General features: G+C 32.8%; 17 protein-coding genes and 3 tRNA genes. 7 read left to right on the top strand and 13 right to left on the bottom strand.

Features of this window, described 5'->3' with window-relative positions:
• The first annotated feature begins 4 nt into the window (after positions 1–4).
• Positions 5–1,198 (top strand): cell surface protein, encoded by a 1,194-nt coding sequence (locus EK417_RS01475; RefSeq protein ID WP_136521128.1) that lies wholly within the window; start codon positions 5–7, stop codon positions 1,196–1,198.
• 36 nt (positions 1,199–1,234) lie between these two features.
• On the top strand, positions 1,235–3,493 hold the full coding sequence (locus EK417_RS01470; RefSeq protein ID WP_136521127.1) for a DUF5074 domain-containing protein: 2,259 nt from the start codon (positions 1,235–1,237) through the stop codon (positions 3,491–3,493).
• Positions 3,494–3,641: 148 nt separating this feature from the next.
• On the opposite strand, the gene EK417_RS01465 is transcribed toward EK417_RS01470, so the two are convergent.
• From EK417_RS01465 to EK417_RS01435, 7 genes are all read right to left on the bottom strand, one after another.
• A complete protein-coding gene (locus EK417_RS01465) occupies positions 3,642–4,397 on the bottom strand; it encodes a T9SS type A sorting domain-containing protein (protein ID WP_168801915.1) in 756 nt (251 codons plus the stop codon).
• Positions 4,398–4,646: 249 nt separating this feature from the next.
• The gene (locus tag EK417_RS01460) at positions 4,647–5,420 is read right to left on the bottom strand and encodes a T9SS type A sorting domain-containing protein (RefSeq protein WP_136521125.1); all 774 of its coding nucleotides are present in this window, start codon (positions 5,418–5,420) and stop codon (positions 4,647–4,649) included.
• A gap of 216 nt (positions 5,421–5,636) precedes the next feature.
• Positions 5,637–5,708: transfer RNA gene (locus tag EK417_RS01455), tRNA-Glu, on the bottom strand.
• 82 nt (positions 5,709–5,790) lie between these two features.
• Positions 5,791–5,862 (bottom strand) — tRNA-Glu (locus EK417_RS01450).
• A 63-nt stretch (positions 5,863–5,925) separates the two neighbouring features.
• A tRNA-Glu gene (locus tag EK417_RS01445) sits at positions 5,926–5,997 on the bottom strand.
• A 10-nt stretch (positions 5,998–6,007) separates the two neighbouring features.
• Positions 6,008–6,262 (bottom strand): 30S ribosomal protein S20, encoded by a 255-nt coding sequence (gene rpsT / locus EK417_RS01440; protein WP_002983073.1) that lies wholly within the window; start codon positions 6,260–6,262, stop codon positions 6,008–6,010.
• Positions 6,263–6,328: 66 nt separating this feature from the next.
• Complete coding sequence (locus EK417_RS01435; RefSeq protein ID WP_076597979.1) at positions 6,329–6,649, bottom strand: hypothetical protein; 321 nt, start codon at positions 6,647–6,649, stop codon at positions 6,329–6,331.
• Positions 6,650–6,901: 252 nt separating this feature from the next.
• On the opposite strand from EK417_RS01435, the gene EK417_RS01430 reads away from it, so the two are divergent.
• The 5 genes from EK417_RS01430 (at position 6,902) to EK417_RS01410 (ending at position 13,052) form a co-directional block, all read left to right on the top strand.
• Positions 6,902–9,049, top strand: coding sequence for a zincin-like metallopeptidase toxin domain-containing protein (locus EK417_RS01430; RefSeq protein ID WP_136521124.1), 2,148 nt, complete (start codon positions 6,902–6,904; stop codon positions 9,047–9,049).
• A 5-nt stretch (positions 9,050–9,054) separates the two neighbouring features.
• Complete coding sequence (locus EK417_RS01425; protein WP_047422373.1) at positions 9,055–9,402, top strand: hypothetical protein; 348 nt, start codon at positions 9,055–9,057, stop codon at positions 9,400–9,402.
• A 61-nt stretch (positions 9,403–9,463) separates the two neighbouring features.
• Positions 9,464–10,408, top strand: a complete 945-nt coding sequence (locus EK417_RS01420) for a restriction endonuclease (protein WP_136521123.1) — start codon at positions 9,464–9,466, stop codon at positions 10,406–10,408.
• Positions 10,409–11,316: 908 nt separating this feature from the next.
• Positions 11,317–11,643 carry a helix-turn-helix domain-containing protein gene (locus EK417_RS01415; protein ID WP_136521122.1) on the top strand — a complete coding sequence of 109 codons (327 nt, stop codon included), beginning with the start codon at positions 11,317–11,319 and terminating at the stop codon, positions 11,641–11,643.
• 347 nt (positions 11,644–11,990) lie between these two features.
• A complete protein-coding gene (locus EK417_RS01410) occupies positions 11,991–13,052 on the top strand; it encodes a hypothetical protein (RefSeq protein WP_136521121.1) in 1,062 nt (353 codons plus the stop codon).
• 128 nt (positions 13,053–13,180) lie between these two features.
• Here the strand turns inward: EK417_RS01410 and EK417_RS01405 are convergent, their stop codons facing one another.
• From EK417_RS01405 to EK417_RS01380, 6 genes are all read right to left on the bottom strand, one after another.
• Positions 13,181–15,337: a peptidase domain-containing ABC transporter gene (locus EK417_RS01405; RefSeq protein ID WP_136521120.1), complete on the bottom strand. Its 2,157-nt coding sequence runs from the start codon at positions 15,335–15,337 to the stop codon at positions 13,181–13,183.
• Positions 15,337–16,419, bottom strand: coding sequence for an HlyD family secretion protein (locus tag EK417_RS01400; protein ID WP_136521119.1), 1,083 nt, complete (start codon positions 16,417–16,419; stop codon positions 15,337–15,339). The genes EK417_RS01405 and EK417_RS01400 overlap by 1 nt, the downstream gene beginning before the upstream one ends.
• On the bottom strand, positions 16,412–16,696 hold the full coding sequence (locus EK417_RS01395) for a hypothetical protein (RefSeq protein WP_136521118.1): 285 nt from the start codon (positions 16,694–16,696) through the stop codon (positions 16,412–16,414). Before EK417_RS01395 ends, EK417_RS01400 begins: the two co-directional genes overlap by 8 nt.
• A 227-nt stretch (positions 16,697–16,923) precedes the next feature.
• Entirely contained in the window at positions 16,924–17,064 is a 141-nt protein-coding gene (locus EK417_RS01390) for a class IIb bacteriocin, lactobin A/cerein 7B family (protein ID WP_105700815.1), read from the bottom strand.
• 404 nt (positions 17,065–17,468) lie between these two features.
• Positions 17,469–17,789 (bottom strand): hypothetical protein, encoded by a 321-nt coding sequence (locus EK417_RS01385; RefSeq protein WP_136521117.1) that lies wholly within the window; start codon positions 17,787–17,789, stop codon positions 17,469–17,471.
• A 14-nt stretch (positions 17,790–17,803) separates the two neighbouring features.
• Positions 17,804–18,295: a hypothetical protein gene (locus EK417_RS01380; protein WP_136521116.1), complete on the bottom strand. Its 492-nt coding sequence runs from the start codon at positions 18,293–18,295 to the stop codon at positions 17,804–17,806.
• Positions 18,296–18,395 lie beyond the last annotated feature (100 nt).

Raw genomic sequence — 18,395 nt, 5'->3', positions numbered from 1 at the left:
AGACATGAACAGAAATACATTTACTGATTTAAAAACCGGACTTTTATCCTTTTTCCTTTTAGGAGTGATCGCCTGTAAACACGATGATGAAGAGGAATTTACCTTTAAAGGCCTTGATGATTCCTATACCATTGAACGTTTAAAGGTGTTGAGTATTCCTACCAATGCTTCAGGATCGGTTACATGGAGTATCAACGATTCTATTATTTCTCAAAGTTCAGAACTTGAGTTCATCAGTCCTACTGCAGATGCTTATCCTTTGACTTTAAAGATTAACAATAATGGAAGCGAGCAGGTTTTTCATTCTAAAATAATCGTAACCAAGGAAAAAACACCTTACAGTAAATATATTTCTAAAGTATTGGAGTTCCGTCCTGCCGTAGGACAGTTTATGAACGAAATCCCGGAATATCTACCTGGAAATACCACAGCGAATATGCTTCAGAAAGCCAATGAATCTTTAGTGGGAGGTAATTCTACGATGATCAGCCTGGGAGGATATGGCGGATATGTAGTGTTCGGTTTTGATCATACGATTCCCAATTTAAACGGACGTGATTTTAAAGTACTGGGAAATGCATTCTTTGGAAATGATGCCGCGGATCAGCGTTCAGGATCTTGTGAACCGGGAATTATTATGGTGGCCTACGACAGAAATAAAAACGGAAAACCCGATAATGATGAATGGTACGAAATTGCAGGCAGTGAATATTTCAAAAATGCTACACTTAAAGACTACAGTATAACTTATCATAAGCCTAACGAAAATAAAACACCTGTACCCGGAACTGAATTCTGGCAGACTGATGTGGAATATATCAAGTGGAGTGACAATCTGGGAAATCAGGGATTCAAAACAAAAAATACCTTTCACACCCAGAGCTATTATCCTTTATGGTTTACAGATCCTTATTACAGCTTTTCGGGAACAAGACTTGCGAATAATTTTTACGATCAGAACGGTGACGGATCGTATTGGGTAGGAAAATCATATGAGTTTGGATATGCTGATAATGCACCGAACAATGATGATGCCTCCAATATTGATATTTCATGGGCGGTAGACAGAAACGGAAAATATGTAAAACTTCCGGGCATCGATTTTATGAAAATATATACAGGAGTCAATCAGGAAGCTGGCTGGCTGGGAGAAGTCTCTACAGAAGTAGCGGGAGCTTACGATTTACATTTCAAATAATAAATTAATAATACAATCTATTTAAATTAATAAAAAATGAAAAAGTTTTATCTTTTTATGATGCTTTTTCTGTTTGCATGCTTATCCAATGCGCAGATAAAAGTACAGGGTGTGCCCAGAAATGATATTTCAGGGATCAGTAATCTTAATACCACTACCATCAGTTTTTCTGATATTCAGTATTGGGTAGGGTCCGGAACCAATCAGGCTGCTTTTGTAGTACAGTGGAACGACGGTAAAAACCCGGATGCTATGGTTTGGGGATTCAAATGGAACGGAAATGCTACAGGGGAAGACATGCTGAAAGCTATTGCTAAAGCAGACCACAGATTATATACCCTGCTTTATCAGGGAACACAGTTTGGATCAGCAGTCGGAGGAATTGGATTTGATCTGAACGGTCAGGGGACCAATGCTCTGATAAAAAGCGGAAATACCACTTATCCTTTATATCCGGTGAATGGTTTTGTCAATACTACGGCTTATGATTTTGACAGCTACACGATAGTAGATGCCGCGAACGATCATTGGCAGTCTGGCTGGACTGTGAACGGATACTGGGCGTACTGGGTGAAAAATCCGGCAGATGCTGATTTCGGATATTCCAGTGTTGGTGCTTCCTCCCGTGCATTGGAAAATGGTTCCTGGGATGTATGGAACTTTAATGTAGGATTTAATGTAACACCTGTTTCTTCTACCATTACTCCTGTTTCTCCATTTGTAGCTTCTACAAACTATACCAATGGATATTTTATGGTGAACGAAGAATGGTTTGGCCATACCAACGGTTCCGTAAACTTCATTGATAATAACGGCCAGATTAATTACCGTGTCTACAGTAATGCAAACAATAATCAGGCTTTTGGAGCAACTACACAATACGGAACGATCTATGGTGATAAATTCTATTTCGTTTCAAAACAAGCTGCTGATGGAGGTGATACGCAATATACTCCGGGAGGAAGATTGGTTGTAGCCAATGCACAAACTATGCAGAAAATTGCTGGATTTAATAACATTGGAGGTGGTGATGGTAGATCATTTGTGGGAGTAAACGAGCATAAAGGCTACATTGGCACTTCTACTGGTATTGTTACTTTCAATATTGATAATTTGCAGGTAGGTTCTTTAATAACCGGGACAGGAGGAAACGGACAGATTGGAAATATGATCCGAACTTCACAATATGTTTTTGCAGTAAAGCAAGGGGCAGGAATTTTAGTCATTAATCCTAATACCGATACGATAGTGAGTACTATTGCGGGAGGCTTCTACTCAGTGGTTCAGGCCAAAGACGGAAGTGTTTGGGGGATTCAGGATCAGAAGCTGATCAACATTAATCCTACTACTTTTGCAACACAGGTTTATAATATTCCTACCACTAAATATTTTGGAGACTGGGGGGCATGGAATGCAGGCAGATTTACAGCAAGTAATAAAGAAAATGCTTTATACTGGATCAATTCAATTAGCAGCTGGAGTTCAGGAACAAAGATTGTAAGATTTGATGTTACCACGAAAACATTTAATGAAGACTTTGCTGAAATTCCCGGACAAACAGGTCAGTTTAAACAGATTCCTTACGGAGCAGCACTTCGTGTAAACCCGGTTACCGGAGAATTAGTTCTTAATACTACAGAAAGCGGATATGGAGCACACTACCAGAAAAACTGGATTCATACTTATGATATGACCGGAACTCTTATCAATACAAAAACATTGAATGATTACTATTGGTTTCCTTCATTAACGGTATTTACCAATAACTCGGTTCCTGTTGTAAGTAACATTTTACCTTCTCAGGTTACTGCCGGAAACATAACAACGATTGATCTGAAATCAATAGTTTCTGATGCCGATAATATGGCGGTATCTGTTGTGAAAACGATAAAATCAAACAGCAATCCTACAGCGGTGTCTGCTGTGATTAATACCAATGATGAATTGATTTTAACACCACTTGTTTCAGGCACATCTGATATTGTGATTGGTTTTAACTCCAATGGTAAACTGGTTGAAAAAAACATTACAGTAAACAGTACTACATCAACTTTAGCCGCCGCTGAGGTGAAAAAACTTGAATTCAGCATTTATCCGAATCCTGTAACTGATATTCTTACCATTAAAACACAGGAGAAAATCCAGAATGTTTCTATTTATGACACTTCAGGCAGAGTAGTGAATGCACAGCTGAACAACGCACAGATCAATGTGACAACACTTCCAAAAGGTATTTATATTTTAAAGGCTGTCACAGATAAAGCAGTATATCAACAAAAATTAATCAAAAACTAATACCGGTTTAGATCGTAATCTTGTTAATAAAACCTCTGGTCAATTTTGACCAGAGGTTTTTTATTTATCATTCAATATGATTATAAATTGGATATGAAAATCCGGCAAGCTTGGAAAGCTTGCCGGATTCAATCTGTTATGTTTTTTCTTATTTAATTATCACTTTTTTAGCATATGTTTTTCCTTCTTTTGTCTGAAGTTTCATAATATATACTCCCTGTGGCTGTTTTGTTTCAAAAGAATTTGATGTCAGCCTGGAACGGAATACTTCTTTGCCTGAAGTATTAGTGAGAGTAACCTCCGAACCTTCAGCAGAAACATTTTTGTCCAGAGTAAATTGCCCATCATTACTATGCGTCATGAAATTAATGAATGGATCTTTGTATTGGTAAGCATAATATACTCTAAGCTCACCACCAATATTCAATACCCCTGAGTTAACATTAATTTTTATACGGTCAAAAGGAATGTTCATCGTCATCTCAATTTCACCTTTGCTGGGATCTCCGGCTCCAATGTTGATGATTTTTGTAGCAAGACTTGTATAATCGTTATTGGATACATCTCCATTAAATGTTTCAATAGATACACCACCCAACACCTGAGCAGATAATGGAGTTCCGTTTGAACCAATGGCAAGAACAAGCTTGTTGGTATTGTTTGCAATATTGGTAGTTGGGAAAATTAATGTCTGTTCCGTTCTCGCAAGAAGACCTACTGACACCTGTAAAGTAGAGTAGTCATTCTCGTTGCTTCCTACCGCATTCTCAGGATTCAATACACCACAACCCAGACATACTCCAAATACCTGATTGGTCTGGCTGTCTGCGTAGGTTTTTACAATCTGAGCAAAAGACATTGTGCTGGTTAAAAATAGGAATAATGCCAAAATTGAAGTTTTCATGGTGCGTTGGCTAAGTAATAAATAAGATTTCATATGTAGAAAAATTTTGGTTTTAGCTTTTTGTAATTAAAACAATTATGTTACTTGTTTTATTTCATAATTATGTGAATTGTCAATGATTTATTGATATTTGTAATTGTAGTTTTATTATTGTTTAAAGGGCTTGCTGCCATTTTTGATCTGAAAAATGAATATAAAAAAAACGGCAAGCTAACAAAGTCTGCCGTATTTATATTATCGCTTATTAAATTATTTGATTAAAATTTTTCTGGAATATGTTTTACCTTCCCTGGTCTGTACATTCATGATGTAAACACCTTCCGGTTGTTTTGCTTCGAATGTATTTGAGTTCAATGTTGCACGGAATACTTCTTTTCCTGAAGTATTGAACAGGGTGACTTCTGAACCCTCCACAGGAACATTTCCGCCAAGAGTAATCCGTCCGTTTTGACTATGAGCCATAATATTTATTAATGGATCCTGATAAGCATAATAAATTCTGAAACCACCACCAAGGCTCAGAACACCGCCGGTTAATCCGATTCTTATTCCATCATAGGGTTTTGCAGGCTTGAATTCTATTGTACCTCTGTTAGGAGTTGCTCCCAATTTAAGGAGGCTTACATCGATTGTTCTTCGATCATCGTTAGAAGTGCCGCCATTCATGGTTTCCAGTGTTACTCCGCTCAATAATTGTACTGATAACGGGATATTATCTGTTCCGATTCCTACTACCAGTCTTGTGTCTGATCTCAGGTCCGGGAAAAGAAGAGTTTGCTGAATCCCTCCCAATAGCACGGTTCCCAATACCATTGTTGAATAGTCGTCTTCGTTAAAACCTACAGCATTAAGTGGATTATCTATACGACATCCCAGGCAGGCTACTCCGAATACGCCTGAACTTTGTGCATGCGCGTAAATTCTGTCTTGTGCTAATGACATTGTGCTGGCAGAAAATAAAAATAAAGCCATCAATCCGGCTTTAATAGAGAATTGATTTCCCGAAAGTAAATTGAATTTCATGTTATATATTTTAGAATGAATAGTTTTATTCAAATTTAATAATTAATAGAATAAATATGAAATAATATTTCCATTATTGGTGATATTTTTAATGAAATTTAATATGACTTTACTTTAGAGAATAAAAATAGCATAAAAAACTATTGGGGAGTGTGGAAAAGATTCCCTGAAATCTGTATATAGAAACGAAAAAAGGACCTTCGAAAAAGTCCTTTGTAGCCCGTAGGGGAATCGAACCCCTCTTACCAGAATGAAAATCTGAGGTCCTAACCGATAGACGAACGGGCCGGTTAGATTTATTTTAATATAGCTTTTTCTACTTTGATCTTTATAAAACCACCGTTATTACAGTGGTCTTATAAGATGTAAGTAGCCCGTAGGGGAATCGAACCCCTCTTACCAGAATGAAAATCTGAGGTCCTAACCGATAGACGAACGGGCCCTCTATCTTCCATTACCGAGGTAATGTGTTAGCTTTTGTTTTAGTAAGTATCAACTCTTATTGTAGCCCGTAGGGGAATCGAACCCCTCTTACCAGAATGAAAATCTGAGGTCCTAACCGATAGACGAACGGGCCAGCTATATTGTTACGCTAATTTATTAACGTGTTTTGTTAATTTGCTTTTCAAGTTAGCTGCCTTGTTTTTGTGGATAATATTTTTCTTAGCTAATTTATCCAATAAAGCGATAACTTTTGGCAATTGTTCTGTAGCAGCAGCTTTGTTCTCTTCATTTCTTAAAGCTTTTAAAGCTGTTCTAGCAGTCTTGTGGTAATATCTGTTACGAAGTCTTCTAGTTTCGTTTTGTCTGATTCTTTTTAGTGCTGATTTATGATTTGCCATATCGTTTAAATGTGAGTGCAAAACTATAAACTTTTTTTTAAACTACCAAATTTATTTTTAAAAAATTTAATTTTCTTCTGATAGGTACTTTCTAAGTTTATTTATTGCCTGTTCTATTTTTAAATTTTCTTGTTCTTTCTCTAATTTTTTGATCGTATTTCCCAGCATGATCAGTGCATTATTCCATTCTCCAGTGGTATTGGTGAAAGTAAGTCCGTCAATTGTTACTTCAAAAGCAACCCTTTCTCCAGTCCTGTAAAGCCTGAAACTGATTTTATCATCTCTGCCTGTAATCCCGCCTTCATTGATTTGTAAATCGTAACTTTTTGGGTTAGAGTGGATTTTCTTAAAAAGCAATTTCGCTTCTTGTATTTTTAAATCCGGCATGATATAAAATTTGATAGTCTGCAGAAAACTGCAAACAATGATTTATCAATAATATTTTTCATCAGTGTGACCATATTGGTGTTACCAACTATGGTGAAATTTTTGCAAATATAATGCTTTTTTCAAATAATTCTTAATACAAATATTGCTAATAGCAATATTATGAGGTGAAGTCTCAAGTAAAATAAATATAATACGTCAAGTTCTGTCGTTACCCGAATCTACATTTGGCTCATAATAAATTCAAATGATATGATACAAAGATTAAATTACGTCTTAAGCAGAGACATTGGCAGTCCTTTAGGAGAAAATAGTGTATTTTATGAAACATTTGTTGTTCCTCCAGAGTTAAAAGACAGCTATCCTCAATCAGAAAAATACAGTGTGGTTCATCATCAGGCTGTTTTTTGTGAAAGTGGAACAGAGGTTTTTGACAGGTATGAAAAAGATCCTATTGAGCCTGATTACTTTATAATTTATTACGAAATGACCTCCAAAAATACCAGTAATTTTTTTGGAACAGCCTGTCGGGTAAAAATGGGAGATTATGCAAGGAAGCAATTGATAAAACACTATTACAGTAAGGGAAAAACAATCAATTATGACGGAAATACTTTAGACAGAAATGTATCAGATTTCAATAGTCTTATGAAAGTGATTGCAGAAGATTATGGAATTAATGCAATCCTTTTGAAAGGTGCTATTTACTTGGAAATTTTAGATAAAAGTAAGATAAATGATGCCTTCAAAAAAGTATCTTCATTGAACAACCAATTAGCAGATTGGTTAAAAGGAGGCATAGAAGCCACTGAAAAATGGAAGTTCACAGAAGAAAACTACGACTACATAAAATACTATGTGTTGCCTATGTATAACAATTTCCAAAATAAAATAGGTGCAAGTGGTTTTCCACAACAGGAAATGAAATACAAACCTATTATTCCTGTTCCATTTCCCAACAATCAATACAAGAATATGTCCGATTCTCCACATATTGTGGCAGATGGATTGAAAAATCTTAAAGGCTTCATTACTTCATTTGATGAAATTTCTACTGCCGCTGTTTTCAATATCGTAAAAGCCACCCCTACTATTGCAGATGATATTCTTTTCGCTGTTACTTTTTTAGTGAAAAATGCCATAGAAGACAATATGCCTGAAAGCGTTAAAGTAGTGTACAATAAATTAAAAGCTGTTTTTAATGAGCTGCTGAATACTGTTTCAGGAATTGAAAACTTCATTAAAGCGGAACTCAATAGCGAGATAGCTAAAATTAATGCTTTCTTGTGTGGTTTACTCAATGGACTTATCTCATTGGTACAAACCATTATTATGCTTTTGGCTATGGTAGTGGAAAAATTTCCACTTTTTGAAATAGAAAAAAGCAGTCCTTTGGAATTGGCAAAGCATCAGGAAAAATTGGAATTTATAGAAGATTTTGTAGATTTATTTGCAAAAAACTCTAAAGAATTTTTTGAGGGTATTAAAAATCTCTTTAGTGACGGAAAGATATGGAAAGAAATTTCTCAGTTCTTTGATATGCTGAAAAAGAAATTCATCCAAATAAAAGACCTGAATGAGTATTTTTGGGCATACTTCATTGGGGGTGTTGCTTTTGAACTTATCTTAGATGCAATTATTGCTTATTTTACAGGAGGTAGTTCTTTGGTAGCACAAACTTCTGCGAAGATCAGCAGAATAACTGCCAAAGCAGAGCAGGCAGGAGCAAAGGCTCTTAATTTTGGAAAAGGTTTAGGAAAGAAAGTTGCTAATTCGGCAAAAGACCTTTATAAATGGTTGGAAAGGGAATTTTTGGAATTGGTAGAAGCGATAAAGAATGGAAGATTAGCCAATTACTTAAAGACCAAATTTAATCAATTATTAGGCAGAGAAGAAGAGGTTTTTGATGAATTGTTGGATGAGTTAGGCTGGGAAGGAAAAGAAGCGAGTAAACGTGGAAAATTCTTGGGCAGAGAATATATGAATAACAGGCAAATGAAGGCTCTTGAAAAATATATTGCAGAAGTTTTGGGGGATGTAGGAGTTGTTATGAGAAGAGGTGAAGATAAATTTTTAGATGCCAGTGGAGCTCAAGCAGGTTTTAGCCCAACAAGCAGAGAGTTGTTTTTTAGAAAAAAGTTTACTTTTTATGAAGCTTTCCATGAAATACAGCATGCATTGGAATTTAAACTTTTAGGGAAAGAGGTATATCTGGCTGGAGCCAATGGAACAAAAGTTGAGAGAGCAATCAGAACCTACAAAAGAGAAAAATATGTATTTGACAAAATAATGGAGAAAAAACACTTGTTCAACGATTTAGAATTAGAGCATGCAGAGATGATTTTAAATAAAGCAATAAAAAAATTAGAAGAAACAGGGATTGATTATAAAAAGATTTAAAAACAATGGAAAAAACAACAGAACAAAAAAAAGCAATAGAGGCAACCCTAAAAGTATTAGACCAACTAAAATTTCAGTACGGAAATTCAGAAGAAGAATTGGAATTTATGGATGCCATATTTAATGAAAAGCAGAAAATGTATGATGGAAAAGAATGGAGTCACTATAGTGTTGATTTTTATCACGATGTATTTGGCATTCCAACACCATACTATTCTGTTGTAGATGCTGAAACAATGAAAGTCAAAGGAATATATGTAGATCATGGAGTTTTTGAAATTATTTATGATAAACAAGGTAAGCCTGTAAAAATGAAATTCATAAGCCCTTCGTTCCCTTATGATAAGCAATAACGAATGAAGAAAAAAAATGATACATTTAAATTAATAGAATAAAAAGTCGAAAGCATTGGTTATGGCAAAAGACGGCAAGAATTTGGAGAAATTGGTTAGAATTGTTGAAGAGGTCTATAAAACCAATCCGAACACAAAAGTCCATAGTAATTATAAAATTCCAAACGAGAGTGGAAATAAGAGGGAAATTGATGTTTTAATTGAGTCAACAATTAATAATTTTGAGATTAAAATTGCGATTGAATGCAAAGAATACAAAGCGAAAGTTTCGGTTGAAAAAATCGAAGCTTTCAATTCTAAATGCCAGAGAATCCCATCAATTAATAAGAAAATTTTTGTGTCTCAAATAGGATTTCAAAAAGATGCAATTGATGCAGCCAAAAACTTTGGAATTAGTTTGTACACTTTTGATGACATCCAAAGTAATGCAAGTGATATATTATTCCCAATTTCTCGTATAAAACCAGTGTTTCTTGGGTTTGAACTTTTAGATATTTATTGTGAAGAAAATCCAAGATTATCAGAAATCAGAATAAAAAGTGTTCAAGAATTACAATTGATTTCAGCTTCAGGGAAAAAACTTGTTTTGTATGATCTATTAGAAGAAGCAGTTAAGCCAAATTGGAAGTATGTTAGTGGTCAAGCCTTCAATAATTGGCTTAAAGACAATACACCACAACATAAAATTCAATTTGCTGTTAATTGTGAAGGGATTTTTTTTGAGTATGAAGATGAGAAAATCACAATTAATCAATTCATTTGTAATGCAAAAATTAACTTTGAATTCATTAGCCCTGAAATTCAGACAAAAGAATATCGAAATTTTTCAAATGGAGAAATAAAGGCTCAAACAGTATCATTTTTTGATGGAGAACATAGTGGTAGTATTGTTATTGATGATGTGAATAAAGTACACTTTTTTGATACGTCAAACAACAAAATAAAGGAACTCAAATTACTTGCGAAGTATGATAAAAATACTGATACATTTGAAACATTTGATTAACAAAATAATAACAGGTCTATTTTAAGCCTGTTTTTTATTTTCTCAATTTTCCTTCAATAATAATTCTGTTTTCAGCCCTGAGAGCATGGAATATTCCCGAATCAATTTCAAGAAACAAGAAAGGTAACGAAAGGAAAGAAAAATTTTAGATATCAAAAAAGATTTTCGAAATTCGCCCTGTACAAAGTGTGTAGAGGCGTTCTTTTAAAATTCGTGGAGATTCTGTTGATTTTTGGAATGAAAAAATCCCTTAACCTTTATTGATCAGGGATTGATTGATGTAGTTGAGTAGCCTATAGGGGAATATCACCCCGTAACCCATTTAATTAATATTCAATAACTTACATTTTTCTTTTATGAATTAGGGACATTTTGGGGACATGTGCCTTAATTTGATCTTAACTCTTTAAAGAAATATGTGGTTGCAAAAATAAGCATTTTTTCTAATATTACAATCATGGTTTATTTACGTGTGTTGTATCATATAGTATAATGCTTTCAAGAAATTGTAAAATAAAATATAGATATTCAGAAATAATATAAATTTGGCACGGTTTTTGATAATAGGTTGATTAGAAAGTTAAATGGTATTTTTATCAAATAGATAATATAGTTTGACTCTTATTAATTATTTTGACGAGTAAAAATCAAAATAATGTAAAAAACCTATAAATGTTACATTGGCATTCATAGGTTTTTTGCTTTAAAGGCAATAATTGATGTTTTTATTGTCTAACAGGATAATTATGTCCTTAAATTTAAAATTGTATTAAATAATAGCAGAAAAAGAACAATAGACATATAAAAATTTAAGATAGATCAAAGACCTTTTTGAATGAGGGGGTCTTTTTTTTATACCCAAAAATTTGTTATGTATAAAATAATAATTAATAAAATAATATAAGATAATGGACAAAAACATTGAAAACTCAAATGTTATTACTGCGCTCACACAGTTTTTAGCGGCTTTCTCTTCAGTGAGTACTTCTGACGAGAAAATGAATGTAATTCTTTCTAAAATAGAAAGTATTGAAAAAGTCTCTTCAAATGCGGAAGAAGAATATTTATTAACGAATGAAGTATGTAAGCTTACGAGAAAATCGAGACCTACTATTATTGATTGGCGCAAAAAGGGCATTTTAAAACCTTTTGGTAAATCAGGGAGAAATTATCTTTACAGAAAAAGTGATGTGTTGAATTTTATTAGTAATTCAGGGAAATTTTGTAACGCTTAACATATTTTAAACAAACAAATTTTAATTAATGCACTAATATCAAATGAAATATTATGAATAAAATCTTAACAAACTATTCAAAGCCTGATATAATATAAGGTTTTAGAATTACAATCTAAAAAAGTCTGAACATTCTAGATTCTTTCAGACTTTAAAACTAAAATTTTAAAGTTAATCTATAATCTGCAATGGGAAATTCCTTTGTATAGGGTTTCTATTGCTTAAAAATTAGACAATTATGTTTAGACAGATATATTTAAGCAAATTAAAAGAAACGGGAGCTAATGCTCCTGTTTTCATTAAAAATAGTGATGTAAGTTTTTTGTATAACCATAAAACCGCTTATAATGTTAGATAATATAAAACTACAATTTAAAGATAAAACCATTGTAGAAAAGTGGTTAAATGCTAATGGGGATAAATTTCCTACTGTACAGAGAAAACACATAACTACAAATGTTGCAGAATCCAGACAAAAAACTTTATTAGAGAAATGTTTAGATGTTTTTAGGAAAAATATTCCTGCTTTACAAAAAAAACAATTAACGGAAAATAAAGCCTCATTTACGACTTATCCTATAATTGCTGATATAGAGAATCTTAAATTGAGAATAAGCGAAAAAATGGCGGTTTTAGAAGGTTCTATACATAAGTATTTTAATCATTTAATGCATAATGACTTAAGTAGCAGGGGAGATGATAATGATTACAGTCATTTACTGGATAATAACTATAATGATTTCTACTATACGGAGGTTTTACAGTCATTGGAAACATTGCAGGAATTTTTTGAAGGTCTGGATTTAAATGATGCGACCATTACAGAGCTTGAGTTCGGTTTCAATTTAAAAGTGGAACGTGATCCAGACGATTATATTAACTATAATTTCCTGCTGTATGATTATAAAGCTCCGACAAGTAATTATAATGATGCCAATACTTGTTTTGTAAAATTCTTACATAACAAATTCGGTTTTAAGGTCTACAGTAAAAAGAAACAAAAACATTTACATACCAATATTATGAGGGTTGAGATTGTGTTAAAATCTAACCATTTAAGGGAACTGGGTATAACTCAGTTTGATGATTTATTTGCTAATGAGAGTATAGAGAATTTGTACAAATACTTTTGTGAAAAAATGGATAATTTTATTTTGACAGATAACAGAAACCAAAAGGAAGGTCTTGCAGAAAATATAAAACAAGCGATTGGAAATTATTTAGAACCCTCATTTTGGCGTGATTTAAAAGGTAAACCTAACATTAATAGAGTTAAACAAGCGTTTCAAAAGTTACTCGCAGATAATGATATGTTGCACACAAAAAAATATTTCAAAGACCTATTGGATAGGAAATATGAACAGCTATTTTATGGGGTGGTGGATGATAATATACAAGATATAGAATAATGTGAATGATTGATTATTCAACAATGTATATAATGAAAAACTAATCAAAGACAATAAAAAACAGGCTTGTTTTGAGCCTGTTTCTAATCTTTAGATGTAATAGCTACAACTTTATCTAAATCTATTTCTCAAAGTGTAAGACTTTGTTTATCCCACATAGATTTATAAATAGAATCTTTAGAAAGTAGCTCTTTATGATGCCCTTGTTCTACAATTTGTCCCTCTTTCATAACAAGAATAGTATCAGCATTAGCAACCGTACTCAGTCTGTGAGCAATAACAATCATTGTTTTTCCTTGATTTTTAAAATCCTGTAATGTTCTTTGTATAATAATTTCTGCTTCAGTATCTAATGATGAAGTAGCTTCATCTAAGATCAAGATTTCAGGATTCTTATATAAAGCCCGAGCAATAGCAATCCTTTGTTTTTGACCGCCTGACAATAAAGCTCCGTTTTCTCCTAAATAAGTCTGGAAACCACTTGGTAGCTTCTCAATAAAATTAAGTATACCTAGATTTTTAGTGATTTGTAAAATCCTTTGCATATCTGGAAAATCCTCTCCCAATGCAATATTTTCAATTACATTGCCAGAAAACAAATCTATTTGTTGGGGTACTACTGAAACCAAGTTCCTTAGTGAATAATTTGAAATATAATTGATGTCATAATCTCCAATAATGATTTTACCAGATTTTAAAGAGTATAAGTTTTGAATTAAAGCTGCTAAGGTAGTTTTTCCACTTCCACTTTCTCCAATTATGGCAGTTGTTTGTCCTTTTTTTATGAGACAATTAAAATTAGTAAAAACATCAACTCTGCTTCCATAACTGAAATTAACATCAATAAATTGAATATCCCCAATTTGTTCAGTTGTCAAATCAATTTTTTCTGTGGTTTCTTCCCTTTCCAAATCCATAATTTCAAACAAACGGTCAGCAGCAATCAAAGCATTTTGTACAATTTTGTTCATTCCTATAAGTTGGGAAACAGGATTTGTAAAATAACCTATTAAAGCATAAAAAGATAACAATTCCCCAGGAGTAATAATCCTGTCTATAACATATCCTGAACCTACCCACAGCAATATGATGGTAAATATTCTGGATAAAAACTCTGATGAATTACCAGAAAACAAAGCATTCAGTACAGATTTATAAATTGTTTTTAATAGTGTTGTGAATGCATTATCGGTTTTGTTGTTGGCAAATGTTTCTATACCAAACTGCTTGATGGTTCGAACAGAATTAAGAGATTCTACTAAATGAGATTCTAATTCTGCATTTTCTTCCATTAGTTTCCTTTCTACCTTTTTGTTTAACTTGTTTGTAATATAATAAACAAAAAAATACAACGGAATAACCAAAGCTGTTATAAGTGCGAGTTTCCAATAATAGGTAAACATTAAAACAAATGAAAAAATGACAATGAAAATATTTACAAATATTTGAATAGCAGCATCATTAATGAACGTTCTAATCTTTACTGCATCATTTACCCTTGAAATGATTTCTCCCACTTTCATGGTATCAAAAAAACGTTGGGGTAGTTTCAATAAATGCTTATAGTAGCCTAATATAAGGTGCTTATCCATTTTTTGTCCCGTTTGCAGAACAAGAATACTTTTCATAGCTCCTATAAAAATTTGAAATAGCAAAATAACAATCATTCCCACAGATAGTAGGTTTAAAAGTCTTCTGTTTCCATCTATCAGAACATAATCCGTAATCTTTTCTATATAAATTGATGTGGATAATCCTAAAATAGTATACACCAAAGCCCCTAACAAAGCCTGAATCAAGATACTTTTATGGGGCTGTACCAGATTCCAAAATCTTTTATATAGGCTTGTTTTTTCATTTTTTTGCTCAAAGTACTGATTAGGCTCTAACAAAACCAAAACTCCAGTCCATATTTTAGAAAATTCTTCGATGGTGTATTCTTCTATTTTACCAAAAGCTGGGTCCATCACAGAAATTTTGCCTTTAGCAACTTTATATACAACTACGTAATGATGATATTGTTCTTTGCTTATAATGTGAGCAATAGCAGGTAATGGAATGTCAGGTAAAACATCTGCCCCTCCTTTCACTCCTTTCGCATTAAATCCCATTGCTTCCAAGCCTTGTACAAGCCCTAATACATTAGTTCCTCTTGTATCGGTATGGCTCAATTGCCTGATTTTAGCAATAGGCATTTTTAGTCCATAGTGAGCAGAAACAGAAGCCAAACAAGCTGCACCACAATCTTTTAAATCATGTTGCTTAATCAATGTATCTTTTTTCATTATTTCAATTTCGGATTAAACCAGTCATCTGCTTTATCAAATAACAATTGCCACAAAGTACGGTCTATAAGGTGGAAACGGGCTGTAAGGGTCATTCCTTTTCCAATTTGTCCTTTATAACCATTTTTTAGTTCCAAATAGTTTTTATCCATTCCACAAAGAACCCTGAAGTAAGCTTCTCCTGTTTGTTCATTTACTTTTATATTCTGGTCTATTTCCTGAACCCTTCCATTTAATAGTCCCCATTGGTTATAATTATAAGTATCTATCTGAAATTTTACCTTTTGTCCTACTCGAATAAATCCTATATCTTTGGGAGAAACTAAACATTCTATAATTAAAGATTGTTCAGGTGAAATTTCTCCTACAGTTTGTCCCTGAACTAAGAAGTTTCCTTTTTGTACTCCTGAAAAATTTACCAATCTTCCAGAAATGGGAGCAGTGATGATGTAATTTTTTTGTTCTTGATTGATACGTTGAATTTCTGAACTGAAAGAACGTAACTGTCTCTCAACCTCTCGTTTTTGTGTCTGCCATTGTGCAATTTGCTGTTCTTTAATATTAGCAATTTGTTTAGAAAAGCCCTGATGGTCATAATAATACTTGTCATATTCTGCTTTGGGGATAACCCCTTGCTTATAAAGTAATACAGCCCTGTCTAAATCCTTTTGAGCTAACGATAATTGAGTTTGGACCTGTGCAATTTTTTCCTGCATGGCAGAAAGTTCCCTTTGGTATTGCCCTGTCTGTAAGCTACTGTATTGCCCTTTGGTAAGTCTGTTTAAATCCTGTAGCTGTTCTGCATAATCTTCACTCTGGCTATTTTGTAGATGTTTCTGAGTATCTAATTGTTCTGCTGTTATAACAAGTAATGTATCTCCTTGTTTTAGAAATTGATTATTCTTTTCTAATTTGGTTTCTATGATTCTACCATTTACAACAGAATTAAGTTTAGTATTTTCTGTTATAGAACGAACTATACCTTTTGAGGAAGAAGAAATGGGAATTTTGACAATTGGTAATGCTAAAATTATGATAAAGACAAAAAAAATAATACTGATATACAGAATGTTTTTAACCATTCCACAAATTTTTCATTTCTTGCTGATACATTTCTGCTAATCTAATTTCATAAATACTCTTTGCTTCATTAATTGCTTCATTTAATAAGGGAATTATATGATTAATATCTACACTTGCAGTAGTGTTAATTTCCTTAATATTTCCTAAAATAGAAATCTTTATTTCTATACTTTTATCATTTGATGAATGGGTAATAAATTCTTGATTTAATTTCGTTTTAAAATCTTCTGTTTTTTGTTTTAAAATCTTTGCCTTTTCGATGGGTAAATCAAACATTATAATTAGTAATTATTTAGTTAATATTGTGAAAAACTATAGCTCCAATAAACTATTGAAGCTATATTATTTAATATTATGGTTGTAAAAAGCTTATTTTGAGGCTTCTATAAAGAAATATAGTGCCAAATAGCAGCAAATGCTAAAATGAAAAGAATAGTCAATGGTGCAAAATAATCTGCATTATTATCTTTATTATCCATAATATATTACTATACTTTTTAAAACTAATCTAGTCCTCCAGCAGCATAGTGAGCATACATCATTCCTCCGATGATTCCTAAAAGTAAAAGTGGATATAGACCTCCTTCAACTTCTCTCATTTCATTTGTACTAAGTTCTTGTACGTTTAATTTCGATAAATTCATTTTTTTTCGATTTTAAAATTAATATTTACTTAATTCTAAAAAACATTTGTGCACTCGTGTTTTTTATTGAATAGCTAAACTATAAATAAAAGAATTATCGACCAAATAATCGCTTTTACTTTTAACAAATTTTAACATTGTCTTTTTTTTAATTTATGTCTATATGACAACAAAATCTGACAAGATTATACGATCGGTTGTAAATTATTTAACATTTTTCTATTTTGAAATGTTTTTTAGTACATTAATAACTAGTTTCAACCCTAACATAAGGTAATAAATGCTACCTACATACAGAATGAGAAACACAAACAGTGTCAAAATAAGTGATACATCATCCCAAATGCTGTATGGTCTGAATTTGATTGCAGGAAAACAACTTGTTTGCGCTTGTAATTGCAGTATCATTTTGCGTTATTAAATGGATTTTTCCCCTCACGCATAAAAACTGTCCCTATTTTTTGATATTGGATTGGTTGCTCTTTAACGCATAGCGTATAAATCCCGCTTCCAAAACCATTTTGCGCTCGAATTATAATTATGTCCTTTTCGCTAACTCCATTGTCTATGGCTACAAACTTTTTAAGACGGTTGTTTTTTATTGGTTCTTTAAAATCTTTCGGTAAGACGCACTCTTTAGCGGTTTGTGGTTCTTTCGGTTTTTCTTCCTGAGCAAAATAAAGTGTTGGTAATGCGAACATTAAAGTAAAAATCATTTTTTTCATAATGTATAATTGTTTTAAAAGTTAATTTGTAATATTAGTAGGCTTATAATTCCCATTATTAGCAATAGAACTCCCATACATCCACTTTGTGAGCTGTTGTTTGTGTAGTTTGTAGGGGATTTGAGTGTATTTTTTTCAGAATTGTATTTGTTAACAACTCCCTGTGGAGTTAAGCCACTCATGAATAATGGTTTATTGCCTATTTTTTCTTCAAATACTTCGCAACATTCTTTTGCGTAAATGTAAATTGTCGGGGTGAACATAAGACGTGCTATTGCTCCGTCAAGGGGATATTTGTCTTCTCTCCAAAATGCAATTTCGCCTTTTCCGCCAATCATTTTATAAGCATTTATTAAATGTGGATTAGGCTGTAAGTCGCCAAACATAATGTTTTTATGAAATTCTTGATTGAGAAGGTGCTTTGTTTTGCTTACAAACTCCCAGTATTTCATGTTTGGTTTTTTCTCGCTCCATTCAGTCTGGTTGTAGCTGATTTCGGCTTCCATGAAAAGAGTTGTAGCAATCTCTCGAAAGTTCTTTTGTTTTTCTAATTCAATGATTTTGTGTAGATACCCCATTTTATAATGTATTATAAAATAACAAAGC

This window comes from Chryseobacterium candidae (genome assembly GCF_004916905.1).
Taxonomy (GTDB): domain Bacteria; phylum Bacteroidota; class Bacteroidia; order Flavobacteriales; family Weeksellaceae; genus Chryseobacterium; species Chryseobacterium candidae.
Note: the sequence above shows the minus strand (reverse complement) of the source record. Positions and strands in the feature narration are given on the sequence as shown.

What these genes read in the sequence shown, in the direction of transcription:
- EK417_RS01475 (WP_136521128.1), top strand. Translation starts at nt 5, where the DNA reads ATGAACAGAAATACATTTACTGATTTAAAAACCGGACTTTTATCCTTT.
- EK417_RS01470 (WP_136521127.1), top strand. Translation starts at nt 1,235, where the DNA reads ATGAAAAAGTTTTATCTTTTTATGATGCTTTTTCTGTTTGCATGCTTA.
- EK417_RS01465 (WP_168801915.1), bottom strand. Translation starts at nt 4,397, where the DNA reads ATGAAAACTTCAATTTTGGCATTATTCCTATTTTTAACCAGCACAATG.
- EK417_RS01460 (WP_136521125.1), bottom strand. Translation starts at nt 5,420, where the DNA reads ATGAAATTCAATTTACTTTCGGGAAATCAATTCTCTATTAAAGCCGGA.
- rpsT (WP_002983073.1), bottom strand. Translation starts at nt 6,262, where the DNA reads ATGGCAAATCATAAATCAGCACTAAAAAGAATCAGACAAAACGAAACT.
- EK417_RS01435 (WP_076597979.1), bottom strand. Translation starts at nt 6,649, where the DNA reads ATGCCGGATTTAAAAATACAAGAAGCGAAATTGCTTTTTAAGAAAATC.
- EK417_RS01430 (WP_136521124.1), top strand. Translation starts at nt 6,902, where the DNA reads ATGATACAAAGATTAAATTACGTCTTAAGCAGAGACATTGGCAGTCCT.
- EK417_RS01425 (WP_047422373.1), top strand. Translation starts at nt 9,055, where the DNA reads ATGGAAAAAACAACAGAACAAAAAAAAGCAATAGAGGCAACCCTAAAA.
- EK417_RS01420 (WP_136521123.1), top strand. Translation starts at nt 9,464, where the DNA reads ATGGCAAAAGACGGCAAGAATTTGGAGAAATTGGTTAGAATTGTTGAA.
- EK417_RS01415 (WP_136521122.1), top strand. Translation starts at nt 11,317, where the DNA reads ATGGACAAAAACATTGAAAACTCAAATGTTATTACTGCGCTCACACAG.
- EK417_RS01410 (WP_136521121.1), top strand. Translation starts at nt 11,991, where the DNA reads ATGTTAGATAATATAAAACTACAATTTAAAGATAAAACCATTGTAGAA.
- EK417_RS01405 (WP_136521120.1), bottom strand. Translation starts at nt 15,337, where the DNA reads ATGAAAAAAGATACATTGATTAAGCAACATGATTTAAAAGATTGTGGT.
- EK417_RS01400 (WP_136521119.1), bottom strand. Translation starts at nt 16,419, where the DNA reads ATGGTTAAAAACATTCTGTATATCAGTATTATTTTTTTTGTCTTTATC.
- EK417_RS01395 (WP_136521118.1), bottom strand. Translation starts at nt 16,696, where the DNA reads ATGTTTGATTTACCCATCGAAAAGGCAAAGATTTTAAAACAAAAAACA.
- EK417_RS01390 (WP_105700815.1), bottom strand. Translation starts at nt 17,064, where the DNA reads ATGAATTTATCGAAATTAAACGTACAAGAACTTAGTACAAATGAAATG.
- EK417_RS01385 (WP_136521117.1), bottom strand. Translation starts at nt 17,789, where the DNA reads ATGAAAAAAATGATTTTTACTTTAATGTTCGCATTACCAACACTTTAT.
- EK417_RS01380 (WP_136521116.1), bottom strand. Translation starts at nt 18,295, where the DNA reads ATGGAAGCCGAAATCAGCTACAACCAGACTGAATGGAGCGAGAAAAAA.